Source organism: Halostagnicola sp. A56 (assembly GCF_000691505.1).
GTDB lineage: Archaea > Halobacteriota > Halobacteria > Halobacteriales > Natrialbaceae > Halostagnicola.
Map to the genome: position 1 here is coordinate 70,369 of NZ_JMIP02000014.1, position 12,244 is coordinate 82,612.

Annotated in this window: 14 protein-coding genes, 1 tRNA gene and 1 pseudogene; 10 read left to right on the forward strand and 6 right to left on the reverse strand. The window is 64.2% G+C overall.

Translation table 11 applies throughout. The annotated features are described in order from the left end of the window. Positions 1-95 precede the first annotated feature (95 nt). The 3 genes from acs to EL22_RS02140 form a co-directional block, all read right to left on the reverse strand. Complete coding sequence (gene acs / locus EL22_RS02130; RefSeq protein WP_050049948.1) at positions 96-2,069, reverse strand: acetate--CoA ligase; 1,974 nt, start codon at positions 2,067-2,069, stop codon at positions 96-98. 128 nt (positions 2,070-2,197) lie between these two features. Continuing rightward, positions 2,198-2,644: a universal stress protein gene (locus tag EL22_RS02135; protein WP_050049949.1), complete on the reverse strand. Its 447-nt coding sequence runs from the start codon at positions 2,642-2,644 to the stop codon at positions 2,198-2,200. 76 nt (positions 2,645-2,720) lie between these two features. Further along, positions 2,721-3,173: a universal stress protein gene (locus EL22_RS02140; protein WP_050050481.1), complete on the reverse strand. Its 453-nt coding sequence runs from the start codon at positions 3,171-3,173 to the stop codon at positions 2,721-2,723. 187 nt (positions 3,174-3,360) lie between these two features. On the opposite strand from EL22_RS02140, the gene EL22_RS02145 reads away from it, so the two are divergent. The 7 genes from EL22_RS02145 to EL22_RS02170 all read left to right on the forward strand — a co-directional run bounded on the left by EL22_RS02145 (position 3,361) and on the right by EL22_RS02170 (position 8,778). Then, positions 3,361-4,179: a prephenate dehydrogenase/arogenate dehydrogenase family protein gene (locus EL22_RS02145; RefSeq protein WP_050049950.1), complete on the forward strand. Its 819-nt coding sequence runs from the start codon at positions 3,361-3,363 to the stop codon at positions 4,177-4,179. A 2-nt stretch (positions 4,180-4,181) separates the two neighbouring features. Then, positions 4,182-5,711, forward strand: coding sequence for a small ribosomal subunit Rsm22 family protein (locus EL22_RS02150; protein ID WP_050050482.1), 1,530 nt, complete (start codon positions 4,182-4,184; stop codon positions 5,709-5,711). Between the two features lie 51 nt (positions 5,712-5,762). Then, on the forward strand, positions 5,763-6,554 hold the full coding sequence (gene surE / locus EL22_RS02155; protein WP_050049951.1) for a 5'/3'-nucleotidase SurE: 792 nt from the start codon (positions 5,763-5,765) through the stop codon (positions 6,552-6,554). A 70-nt stretch (positions 6,555-6,624) separates the two neighbouring features. Further along, positions 6,625-6,855 carry a SelT/SelW/SelH family protein gene (locus tag EL22_RS02160; RefSeq protein ID WP_050049952.1) on the forward strand — a complete coding sequence of 77 codons (231 nt, stop codon included), beginning with the start codon at positions 6,625-6,627 and terminating at the stop codon, positions 6,853-6,855. Positions 6,856-7,046: 191 nt separating this feature from the next. Continuing rightward, a complete protein-coding gene (locus EL22_RS02165; RefSeq protein ID WP_050049953.1) occupies positions 7,047-7,442 on the forward strand; it encodes a hypothetical protein in 396 nt (131 codons plus the stop codon). A gap of 218 nt (positions 7,443-7,660) precedes the next feature. Beyond that, positions 7,661-7,819, forward strand: coding sequence for a hypothetical protein (locus EL22_RS16980; RefSeq protein ID WP_156184029.1), 159 nt, complete (start codon positions 7,661-7,663; stop codon positions 7,817-7,819). A 65-nt stretch (positions 7,820-7,884) separates the two neighbouring features. After that, positions 7,885-8,778: a hypothetical protein gene (locus EL22_RS02170; RefSeq protein ID WP_050049954.1), complete on the forward strand. Its 894-nt coding sequence runs from the start codon at positions 7,885-7,887 to the stop codon at positions 8,776-8,778. 410 nt (positions 8,779-9,188) lie between these two features. Here the strand turns inward: EL22_RS02170 and EL22_RS02175 are convergent. Together EL22_RS02175 and EL22_RS02180 are read right to left on the reverse strand one after the other, a co-directional pair. After that, a tRNA-Arg gene (locus EL22_RS02175) sits at positions 9,189-9,261 on the reverse strand. A gap of 15 nt (positions 9,262-9,276) precedes the next feature. After that, the gene (locus EL22_RS02180) at positions 9,277-9,597 is read right to left on the reverse strand and encodes a twin-arginine translocase TatA/TatE family subunit (RefSeq protein ID WP_050049955.1); all 321 of its coding nucleotides are present in this window, start codon (positions 9,595-9,597) and stop codon (positions 9,277-9,279) included. A 451-nt stretch (positions 9,598-10,048) separates the two neighbouring features. Here EL22_RS02180 and EL22_RS02185 point away from each other — a divergent pair, with 451 nt between their 5' ends. Further along, the gene (locus EL22_RS02185; RefSeq protein ID WP_050049956.1) at positions 10,049-10,528 is read left to right on the forward strand and encodes a redoxin domain-containing protein; all 480 of its coding nucleotides are present in this window, start codon (positions 10,049-10,051) and stop codon (positions 10,526-10,528) included. An 85-nt stretch (positions 10,529-10,613) separates the two neighbouring features. Beyond that, on the forward strand, positions 10,614-11,429 hold the full coding sequence (locus EL22_RS02190; RefSeq protein WP_050049957.1) for an HD domain-containing protein: 816 nt from the start codon (positions 10,614-10,616) through the stop codon (positions 11,427-11,429). A gap of 55 nt (positions 11,430-11,484) precedes the next feature. Here the strand turns inward: EL22_RS02190 and EL22_RS02195 are convergent, their stop codons facing one another. Then, positions 11,485-11,709, reverse strand: a complete 225-nt coding sequence (locus EL22_RS02195; protein ID WP_050049958.1) for a helix-turn-helix domain-containing protein — start codon at positions 11,707-11,709, stop codon at positions 11,485-11,487. A 259-nt stretch (positions 11,710-11,968) separates the two neighbouring features. On the opposite strand from EL22_RS02195, the pseudogene EL22_RS02200 reads away from it, so the two are divergent. Continuing rightward, positions 11,969-12,162 (forward strand): annotated as a pseudogene (locus EL22_RS02200) (XapX domain-containing protein). The last annotated feature ends 82 nt before the right edge of the window (positions 12,163-12,244 follow it).

Genomic DNA, 12,244 nt, shown 5'->3' on the forward strand with positions numbered 1-12,244 from the left:
TCACTCGCTCGCTCGACGGAAGCGAATCAGTTCTCGAGTTTCGTTTCGCGGATTCTAGAGAGACGAAACGACCCACACGTCCGGTTTCGGTTCCGTCACTCCCGCGAGGCGGACTGGATTTCGCCGACGATCTCGGGGTTTCGAAGGGCGCTCGTATCGCCCAGTTCCTCGCCGTTCGCCACGTCCTCTAAGAGTCGGCGGAGTATCTTCCCCGAACGCGTCTTGGGCAGTTCCGGCGTGAAGACGATCGCTTCCGGCAGCGCGAGCGGACCGATCGCGCTCTCGATGCTCGATTCGACCCGGGAACGGACGGCCGACTCGTCGTCGACGCGGCGCTCGGTGCTCACGTACGCGTAGATCTCGGTATCGCTCGAGTCCGCGGTCCGACCGACGACGGCCGCTTCGGCGACGCCGTCGGTGTCCGCGATCGCCCCCTCGATTTCCATCGTGCTCAGCCGGTGGCCCGCGAGGTTGATGACGTCATCGACCCGGCCGAGGACGGTGATGTAGCCGTCCTCGTCGACGCGAGCGGCGTCGCCGCTGAAGTAGATCCACTCGCCGGACTCGGGGTCGGAAAATCGCCGCCAGTACTCCTCGACGAACCGGTCGTCGCCCTCGTAAAGCGTCTCGACCATCCCGGGCCACGGCTGGGCGAGGGTCAGGTAGCCCGCCTGGCCCGGTTCGACTGGCTCGCCGCCGGCGTCGACGACTTGAGCGTCGATTCCGGGAAGCGACGGACCGGCCGCGCCGGGTTTCATCTCGTCGACCCCCGGGAGCGTCGAGACGGCGATCCCACCGGTTTCGGTCTGCCACCAGGTGTCGACGATCGGACACTCTCCGTTGCCGACATGCTCGTAGTACCACTCCCACGGACGCGGACTGATCGGCTCGCCGACGCTCCCGAGTAGACGCAGCGAGGAGAGATCGTGCCGATTCGGGTACTCCTCGCCCCACTTCATGAACGCGCGGATCGCCGTCGGCGCGGTGTAGAAGACGTCGACCGCGTTTCGATCGACGATCTCCCAGAGTCGATCGCGGTCGGGGTAATCGGGAGAGCCCTCGTAGAGGACGGTGGTCGTCCCGAGCGCGAGCGGGCCGTAGACGATGTAAGAGTGGCCGGTGATCCAGCCGATGTCCGCGGCACACCAGTAGGTGTCCTCCGGTTTGATGTCGAGAACGGCGTGGCTCGTCCAAGCGACGTTGGTCAGGTACCCCCCGGTCGCGTGGACGACGCCTTTCGGTTCGCCAGTCGTTCCGGAGGTGTACATCACGAACAGCATGTCGTCGGCGTCGCGCGAGACTGGCTCGACCGTCTCCCCGTAGAACTCCTCGAGCAGCTCGTGATAGTCCCGTTCGTTCTCGCCGAGCACGTGGGGGAGGTCCTCACCGAGTCGATCGACGACGACCGTCTCGACGTCCTGCTCGAGGCCGATCACGGCGTTGTCGGCCTTGCTCTTCTGATTGAACGCGTCGCCGCGGCGGTAGTAGCCGTCGCAGGTGAGCAGGTACTCCGAACTGGCGGCGTCCATCCGCGTCGACAGCGCGTCGGCCGAGAGCCCGGCGAACACCACCGAGTGCGGCGCGCCGATGCGGGCACATGCCAGCATCGCGATCGGCAGCTCCGGGATCATCGGGAGGTAGATCGTCACGACGTCGTCTTCCTCGACGCCGAGCGACCGCAACGCCGCGGCACACTCGTTTACCTCGACGTACAGGTCCCGGTAGGTGTAGGTCCGCGTCTCGCCGTGTTTTCCCTCCCAGCGGATCGCGGCGTGGTTCTTCCGCCCCGACTCGACGTGGCGGTCGAGACAGTTGTACGACGCGTTGAGCCGACCGCCGTCGAACCAGCGGTAAAAGGGCGCGTCTTCCGTCTCGAGAACGGTGTCGTAAGATCGGTCCCACTCGAGCAACTCGGCCGCCCGTTCCCAACACTCCGGCCAGGTATCTTCGAACGTCGCGTACACGTCGGCGTCGGAGACGTTCGCCTGCGAGACGAACGAATCCGGCGGGCTGTGTTGGGGGCCGGTAGGCGCAGACACGTCTCGGTCCCACCCGTTCGGGTCGACCATATCTTGTTCCAATCGACGGACGAGAGACGAATAAACGTTCTGTCGACCGGCGCGTTTCTTGCCGGTTTCGTCGCTCCGCCGGCGAACGTCCTGGGCCGTCGCGCTCGCCGACCGACCGCCGATCCGACTCAGTCCGTGTGCCGAACGACGTACACGTCGTAGCGCTGGTCGTTTGCGACGGGGCTGCCGACGCTCGAGAGCGGCGCGATGACCGAGCCGGCGTTCTCCGAGCCGATGAAGACCACGGAGGCCTCGAGCTCCCCGGCGACGAGTCGAATCGCGCGGACGACGTCCGTGGTCGCCGTCGCGGTCGGCTCGTCCGAGTCGACTCGCTCGGTTCGGAACGTCGCCGACGGCGCGACCGACAGCGCACGGTCGCGGATACCGTCGGCGATGGCGCCGGCGTCGAACGGCTCGCCTCGAGTGATCCAGCCGCGTTCCTGAGCGTACTCCGCGTCGTCAGGAATCACCGTCAAGACGACGAGTTCCTCGTCAAGCATGTCGCTGAACTCGGTCGCCTTCTCGAGCGCGCTGGTCGCAAGCTCCGACCCGTCGTAGGGGGCGAGTAGTGTCATAGTGTGGTAATTCACGACGACGACAGTAAACCTTCGCCCCGACCGAACCGCCCCCGTGACGCCTCGGGAGCGGCCATTAGCTCGAGTTGCCCGCAGCGTCGTCCTCGTCGTCAACGACGAGCACAGGTCGCTCGGAGAGCCGAAGGATCGCATCGACCGTGCTCCCGAGCAGCGCCCGTCGAAACGACGACCGGCCGTGCGAGCCCACGACGACTAGGCCGACGTCGCGTTCGTCGGCGTACGCAAGGATCTCCTCGTGCGGCGGCCCGCTCCGCACCGACGTGGTGACCGACACGCCCGCGTCGGACGCCGTCCGCTCGAGCGACTCGAGGGAATCCCGTGCCCGAGCCCGAAGCCGTTCTTCGGCCTCCTCGGGATCGACGAGGCCGGTATCGTAGGCCGTCCGGGTTTCGACGACGGCGACGCCGTACAGCGGGACCTCGAGCGCTCGAGCCAGCGACACGGCGTCTCGCACGGCGGCCGAGGCGTCGTCGCTCCCGTCGGTCGCCACGAGAATCGAGTCGTACATACCCCCAGGGATGGGTGCCACGGTGAAAGAACCATTCCTCGGTTCGGTCCGTCGATCGGTGAACGCCGCCTTCCGACTGGCGAGTGCCAAGGATTTGTCGACGACTCGACCGCCCTCGTACGCTTTCGAACGCCCGACACGGCGTCGATCGAACCGTTTTTGCAACGTCGGCGGGTAGTGGGTTCCGATGGACGTACTGATCGTCGGCGGGGGATCGATGGGGACCTGGTTCGGCAGCGCCGTCGACGCCTCGGTCGCGTACACCGATATCGATCCCGACGCTGCGGCGGACGCCGCGGCGGCGACGAACGGACGCGTCGCAGATCTCGAGAACGAAGGGAGGTACGACGCCGTCTGTCTCGCCGTCCCGATGGCCCACGTCGGCGAGGCCGTCGCCGAGTACGCGCCGATCGCAGAGCGGGTGATCATCGACGTGTCGGGCGTGATGGCGGCCCCGGTCGAGGCGATGAACGCCCACGCGAGCGAAATCGAGCGCGCCAGTCTCCACCCGCTTTTCGCCCCCCAGCGAGCGCCGGGGACGGTCGCGGTCGTCCGCGAATCGAGCGGGCGGACGACCGAGCGGTTGCTCGAGGACCTCACAAATGCCGGAAACGACCTGCTCGAGACGACGGTCGCAGAACACGACGAGGCCATGGAGACGATTCAGGCCCGGACCCACGCGGCGGTCCTCGCGTTCGCACTCGCCGCTCGGGAGGTTCCCGACGGGTTCGAAACGCCGGTCTACGACGGCCTCGAGGATCTCGCGAAGACGGTGACGGGCGGAACGCCCCACGTCTACGGGGAGATTCAGCGGACCTTCGCCGGCGCGGACGCCGTCGCCGATGCCGCGGCACAGATTGCCGAGGCGGACGGCGAGGAGTTCGAACGGCTGTACGAATCGATCGCCGAGCGGTGGCACGGGGATACGACGCCGGGGTCGGTTGCGGACGGGGATTGGATCGCCGACGCCGCCGACGCGAACCAGGAGGGAGGCGATCCAGAATGAACGTGAGCGAGCGACGCGAGGCCGTCCGGTCGAACGCGAAGTACCTCCGCAACGTCAGACCGATCGATCCGGAAGAGATCTGCGAGTACGTCGAGGACACGCCCCACCCCGCCGTCGTCCGGCAGGATCTGCGCGAACAGGCGGCCGATCTGGAGTTGTTAGAGCGCGAGGACGGCACCTTCGTCCCCGCGGGTGACGAGCCGATTTCGCCCCGTCGGGGACCCGTCGAGCGGTTTCCGCCGGCGTACGAAAAGCGGGTGGAATCGCTTCTGGCGGACCGGTACGGGCCGAACTGGGCCGAGGGCGCGGCGGGCGATCTCCTCCGCTCGACGATCCGCCGGTTCAAAGCACAGTACCTCGAGGGCGCGCCCGTCGAGTACGACGAAGACGTCGCGGCCGGGTACGCGATCTACCACCTGCCGGGCTACTACGCCGCCGCGCAGTACGCCCTCGATTCGCTGGCGACGCGTGGCTTGCTCGAACGAAACCTCCGGGTGCTCGATATCGGCGCCGGCGTCGGCGGCCCCGCACTCGGACTGGCGGAGTACCTACCCGACGACTCGCTGCTCGAGTACCACGCGGTCGAGCCGAGCGCCGCCGCGGCCGACGTGCTCGAGGAACTCCTCGAGGAGACGGGCCGAAACGTCCACACGACGGTGCATCGGACGACCGTCGAGACGTTCGATCCGGCGGCCGCAAGCAGCGAGGCGTTCGATCCGACGCGAGCGGACGACGGCTTCGACCTCGTCGTGATCGGGAACGTCCTGAGCGAACTCGAGGAGCCGGAGATCGTCCTCAGATCCGCGATGGAGGTGCTCGCGCCCGACGGGGCGGTGGTCGCGATCGCCCCGGCGGACAAGCAGACGAGCATCCAGCTTCGCCGACTCGAGCGGCGGGTCGAAGACGACGCGGTCGGGGCCGGAGAGACGCTCGAGTGGCTACGGGCGGACCCGTCGAACGGTGACGGCGAATCGATCACCGTCTTCGGGCCCGCCGTTCGACTCTGGCCGGGCGAGCGGCCGTCCGATCGCGGCTGGTCGTTCGACGTTCGACCCGACCTCGCGGTCCCAACGTTTCAACGACGGCTCGAGGACGCCGCCAACGAAACCGACGAGGCGTACGCGCCCGGCGAGTTCGTCAACGTCGACGTCCAGTTTTCCGCTTCGATTCTGCGACGCGACGGGAAGCGCGAAATCGATCTGTCGCTCGAGTCGGGGTCGTGGGCCAAGATGGCCGAGATGGACCGCCACGTGCCGAACCGAATCGACCTCGTCGCCGCGAAACTGAGCCACTCGCTGAGCGACGACGAGGGGCGGGGTTCGGCCAATCCCGTTTTCAAGATCAGCGACGGCAGCGAGGACGTCGAACACTACGCGGTCCTCACGAACGAGACGGCGATGAACCGCGCGCTGATCGAAGCCGACTACGGGGAGATCTGTTCGTTCGACGGCACGCTCGCGCTCTGGAACGACGACGAAGGCGCGTACAACCTCGTCGTGGACGAAGAGACCGTCGTCGACCGCCTCGTCTGAGCCACGCTCCCAAACGGTGGGCTTTTCCTGATTCCCTTCGAGCGAACCGACATGGCCCTCGAGATCCTGCTGACGAACGACGACGGGATCGACAGCCCCGGCATTCGGGCGCTCTACGACGCGCTATCTGCGGTCGCGAACGTCACCGTCGTCGCGCCCCGTTCCGATCAGAGCGCGGTCGGCCGATCGATCTCCCACGAGGCGGACGTGTTCGATCACGAACTCGGCTACGCGCTCGAGGGGACGCCATCTGACTGCGTCGTCGCGGGGCTGGCCGAACTCGGTCCGGAACCCGATCTCGTGGTCTCGGGCTGTAACGGCGGTGCGAACCTCGGTGAGTACGTACTCGGCCGATCTGGAACGATCAGCGCCGCCGTCGAGGCAGCCTTCTTCGACGTGCCCGCGATCGCGACCTCGCTGTACGTCCCCGCGACCGGCGACCGCTCGTTCGACGAGATCGTCCTCGAGTCCGAGTCGTTCGCGGAGGCGACCCGGATCACGTCCTTTCTCGCCGAGCACGCCCTCGAGACGGCGATATTCGAGCACGCGGCGTATCTCAACGTGAACGTGCCGATGCCTGACGGGGCGCCGGCGGATGTCGAGATCACCCGTCCGTCGAAACGCTACGAGATGGACGCCACGATGAACGACGGCTCGATTCGACTCCGGGACCGCGTCTGGGAGGAGATGGATCCCGGATCGATCTCCGACCCGCCAGGGACCGACCGCCACGCCGTCGTCAACGGACGCATCAGCATCTCGCCGTTGACCGCGCCGCACACGACGAACCACCACGAAACGCTCGAGCACCTCGTCGAGCGCTACCGAAGCCGTCGTCGGTGAGCCGCGACTCGCAGTCACCCGATGGCACGAGACCCGGCATGATTTGTAGCAGGGTCGAGAACGGACGCCCATGGCAACGGTCGAAATCGAATACTGTGTCCCGTGCGGGTTCCTCTCGCGGGCGATCGACGTCCAGCGTGCGCTCTTGACGTCGTTCGGTCGGCAACTGGAGTCGGTCACGCTCGAGACGGGTGCCGACGGCGTGTTCGTCGTCCGATGCGACGGCGACGTCGTGTTCGACAAATCGACCGACGGCTACGATGTCGACGGTATCGTGCGAGAGGTTCGCACACGTTTGTGACCGCTGACCTGTCGAAACCCACGACCACGTAGTCACCTTGCACGTCGCAAGGCTGTCGGCTTTCGCCGTCCTGGGCGTCACCGTAGACGAGACCGATTACAGCGACGAGGACCACATATGAAACGCGAAAAACACAAGACGACGGGAGAAGTACGCCTGACCAACGAGTATCTCTGTGGAGGGTAATACAGATGCCATTTGACGCGATATGGACCCGGCTGTCGTCGCTCTGGAAGAGCGACGAATCCGACGCAAGCACGTCCGAGGGGTCGTCTGCGGACGAGACCGACCGCTCGGCGACCGACGCGGACGAAACGTTGAGCTACGCCGAACAGGTGGAGTACGGCGTCGACGAACGGGAACTACCTGACGAAGACAAGGTTCTCAGAATGCTCGTCAAGCGTGGCGGCCGCGTCGACGAGAACACCGTCCTCGAGGAAACCGGCTGGACTCAAGAACACCTGATGGACGTCATCGACGACATGGAAAACGACGACGAAGTGAGCGCCGTAAGCGTCGGACGCAAGCGCGTCATCTGTCGGCGCGGGTTTGAGCCGAAAGGGTATCGATCGCATTTGAACGAGTGAATCGGCTCGAAACGTCGTTCGAACGGTGTCAGGTCGGTCCGACCAGACCGATAGGCGTGTTTCGGCCGTACTAGCCGTCGGACCGGATCTTACTGCGTTACTTGCAACTCGAGCAATTGAGGTGATAGTTCCGTTAAAGTGAATTTCGCTCGAGCAACACTATCGATCGATTGCAACAATCGGACCGTTACATTACCCCGCGCTCGAGTCGTTGGTGTATGTCACGACAGCCATCGGTAACGAAGACACTCGGCGTCTGTACCGCGTGTGGCGCCTACCACGCCGTACGCAAGCTCGAGGACGGGTCCGTGTACGCGATCGGCTCACCACAGGGCTGTCACTGCGGTGCGAGCGAGTTTACGATCCCCGACGCGTGACCGGTACTCCCGGACCCCGGGAATAACTGAACACCCTTATACAGCGGAGTTCTCTCGGTACACCTATGAGCGACCGAACCGCGCGTCTCGAGTACACTCGGTCGACACTCGAGGAAGCGCCGGCGAGCAAGACGAGTCAGTACGACGCCGCTGACCCCGATGCTGTCCACCGGTCGATCGAGGACCATCTCGAGTCCCGACTCGAGACGGACCGACTCGACTCGAGGGCATCCAGCGACGCGGGCCCGGCAGGTATCCGTTCCGAACGCTCGCGTTCCGCCGGAACGGGGGACGATACCGACGGGGGAGAGAGCGGTACCGACAGGCGGATTTCCGCGGTCCTCGAGAGCGACTCGATCGGCTCACGTTCGTTCGAGTACAAACCCCGCGGTCCACACGGCGCGATGATCATCATGATCGGCCTGTTGGCGGCGTTTCCGACGATCTTCACGTCGCTGTTGCTCTCGGCGTTCGGCTACTATCTCTACCGGACCGAGCGCGGGGGCGAAATCCCGCTTCGACGCTGGGAGACGGTTGACACCCTCGTGGCAGACGCTGCGGGCGACCGGGACCACGAATCCGGCAACTCGGGTTCGTCGACGGTCGAGGCGATCGCCGCGGCCGAGTCGTTCGTCGGCGTCGACACCGACCGGCTCGTCGACCTGCCGTGGGCACACCGAAAGGCGATCGTGATGCAAGTCGAACAATGGGCCACGGAGGCGACCAAGGACGTCGCACCCAGAAACGACGACGACGTCTTCTTCGAGTACCTGAAAATGTGGATCAACCGCAGCGCGAGCGCGGACCGCGAAAAAGTCGACTCCCTTCAGGCCGAGATCGTTCGCGATCCGGCCGCCCGACGTCGTTTCACAGATCGCCTGCTCGAGGACTCGCCCGATCTCGAGGCCGACCCGAACGATCACGCGGAGTTGCTAACTGTACTCGACGTCGACGACTAATCTCGAGGAACCCAGTCTTCGAGCGCTTTTCGGTACCAGCCACGCTCGAGAGTGGTCTCGAAAACTCGGCCGGTAGGTGGTCCTGTGACTCGAGTCACAACACGGGACTCGAGCCGAACTCCGGGACCTCGCTCGCCCGCACAAGCGCGACCAACTTCGAATCGTGTGTCTGTCGTACGACGAACGGAGATACAGCGTAGACTGGTACGTGAGTTTGAACGACGCGAACGGTTCGCTCCGCTCGCCGTCATCGTGTTCGAATGTCGAGGTGTCGTTTTCACTCCTCGCAGTTACTTACAGCAAAGTGGGTGCGGCCGGGATTCGAACGACGCGAACGGCTCGCTTCGCTCGCCGTTCTCTTATTCGAATCCCGCCACGCCGGTTCGCTCGCCACTTCGTGGCTCGCTGCACGGGCGTGGCGGGATTCGAACCCACGATCAGAAGGTTAGGAACCTCCTGCCCTCTCCGCTAGGCCACACGCCCTGCTCGAGAAACAGGTCAGTTCGACTGCGTTTCCGTCTCCGTGTTGGTGTCCGAATCGGTCTCGTCGTCGGAAGTCACGGGCTCCGTATCGACGAAGTCGGATTCCTCGTCCTCCTCGTCGTCTACGTCGTCGTAGGTACCGGTTTCTCGCATCTCCTCGAGTTCAGTTTCAACCTTTTCACGGCCCTTCTGGAATTCGCCCATCGCCTCTCCCGTCGACCGAGCGAGTTTTGGGATCTTGTTCGCTCCGAAGAGCAAAATCGCGATGAAAAGGATGACTAATAGTTCCGTCCCCCCTGGAATGGGAGCAAACAGCGGTGCAGTTTCGAGTGCCATCTCTATGCGTGGCTTATCCGCTGGCAATTATAACCTTTTTGGACCACATAGCTAGGCAACGAGTGCCTGAATGCCCGCGTGAGGGGACTGTACCGCCTGGGGGCATCTTCGATCACTCGACGGCGGACCGTCGATGGTACGGTACTGCAATTCGAGCGCGCTCGTGTCGAGTCCGATCGAGCCGCTGGGTCGCTACCCGGACCCGTGAACACCGACTCGGACGAACGCGTCACGGGAGAGCGTGGACGTTGGTGCGAGACCGAGAGTGTGGATGGCGAGTCAGGCACCAGAATTCGGTCCCCGACTGGAGCGTAGGGCGTGACTATCGGGCCCGGACGAACAGTATCCGTTGCGAACGCGAATCGTACTCAGTTACACAGCGAGATCGAACGCACGGAGAGACTGTCTCGCGAACGAAACTGTCTTTTCGCTCAACGTACAACCTCGAGTGATGCCAGAAACCGGCGACGTTGCACCAGATTTCACGGCACCGCTCGCAAACGGCGATATTGACTCCTTTACGCTCTCGGATCGGCTCGCGGACGAGGGCCCGATCGTCCTCGCGTTCTTCCCCGGCGCGTTCACGGGCGTCTGCACGACCGAGATGTGTACGTTTCAGGACCGCCTCTCGGCGTTCAACGACCTCGACGCGACGGTGTACGGCGTGAGCGTCGACTCCCCGTTCTCGCTCAACGAGTTCCGCGACCAGAACGACCTCGAGTTCGGCCTGCTCAGCGACTTCGAAAAGGAAACCATCGACGACTACGACATCCGCATGGACTTCGACGACCTCGGCGTTCACGGCGTCGCCAAGCGCTCCGTGTTCGTCGTCGACAGCGACGGCGAAGTCGCCTACTCGTGGGTGACGGACGATCCGGGCGTCGAACCGGAGTACGCCGAAGTCGAGGACGCGGTCGCCGACGCGTCCTGATCGACGACCTTCGAATCCGATCGGCCGCCAGTCGAACGATTTCGATTGGCGGAGGGCTTTTTTACTCCGCCGGCGACCACCGCATATGAGCGACGCTTCAGTGACCGAGGACACGCGCCGCGTCTACGTTCCCGACGACGAACATCACTTTCCCGACGACAAGTGCAACGAGGTGCTCGAGTTCGTCACGACCGACGAGGAGATCCAGACCTACCTCGAGGCCCAGAACGTCAACGCGGTCGATCGAAAACGGTACAACGACCACGGTCCGAAACACATCGAGATCGTTCGCAACCGCGCGCTCTGTCTGTACGACCTGCTCAAAGCGGGCAACGTCGAGTTCAACGGCGCGAGCCAGCAGGGCCTCGCCGAAGCCGACGAGTCGGTCATCATCGTCCTCGCGGCGACGTTACACGACGTCGGTCACGTCGTCCACCGCGACCAGCATGCCTACTACTCGATCCCGCTCGCGGCCGACATCCTCGACCGGGTGTTACCGGAGTTCTACGACCTCGCGGACTGCGTTCGAATGAAAGGCGAGATTCTCCACGCGATCATCTGTCATCACACCGCCGAGACGCCGCTGACGACCGAAGGCGGCATTATTCGCGTCGCGGACGCACTGGATATGGAACGCGGGCGCTCGCGGATCCCTTACGAGCAGGGTGGGCGCGGAATCAACACACTCTCGAGCCAGGCGATCAACCGCGTGTCGTTACACGAGGGCGAAGGGCGACCAGTCATGGTCGAGATCGAGATGACGAACGCGGCCGGCGTCTACCAGGTCGACAATCTCCTGAAAGCCAAACTGCGCGGATCGGGTCTCGAGGACGAGATCCGTATCGTCGCCGTCAACACGAACGAGAATCGCGATCAGCTCGTCGAACGAATCGAACTGTAATCAACGAACGCCACGAGCTGGGCGCGCCCTTTCTCTCGAGGCGCTGTCGAAACACCTACGCGAGTTCGTACCGGCCGTCCCGTCGCTCGAGATAGCCGCGCTCTCGAAGGGTTCCCGCAATCGAGAGGACGGTCCCCTTCGTGACTTCGAGATCGTCACAGAGGTCGTCAGCGGTCGCGCCGCCGGTCGCGGCGAGATAGAGGTAGACGAGTTTGGCCCGCGCGGAGTCGAGATCGGTCGGAACCGACGCGTCGAGAGTCGTCGTCGCTGAGCGTGTCATACTCGATGCTGTCTGTTTCGACGATAATAAATCCATACTACAACGATCGTCGAAAACGGACTGGGGAAAGGGGTGACTGCGGCGTGTCGAAGCGGAGTTCGTCGGTCGTCGATATCGGTCACGTCGGCGGACGCCCGCCTGCGTGGTCGATTTCGGGAATCGTCGAACCATTGTTCACTGGTATCGGGTATCAGGGCTTCGACGGCCGGGAAGGTCAGACGGAGCAATTTTTGTCCACTGATTTGCGAGTAAGAGGTGAATGTCGACCCAACTTACCGTCATCGCACTCCTGGTCGGGGTGGCGACCGGCGCACTGTTCCGATTTCTCAACGTCCCGATTCCGGCTCCGCCGGAGCTCCCCGGAATCATGGGTATCATCGGGATCTACGTCGGATACAAGGTCATCGAACATCTCGCGTCGGCGTGGACATGGTAGAGGCCATCGGCTGGTAGAAGCGACCGGACAAGCCCACCTCGAGACAGAACGCCGGCTTCCAAAGACGTGAGCAACCGCCTGTGCGATGGGCCCAGTTCG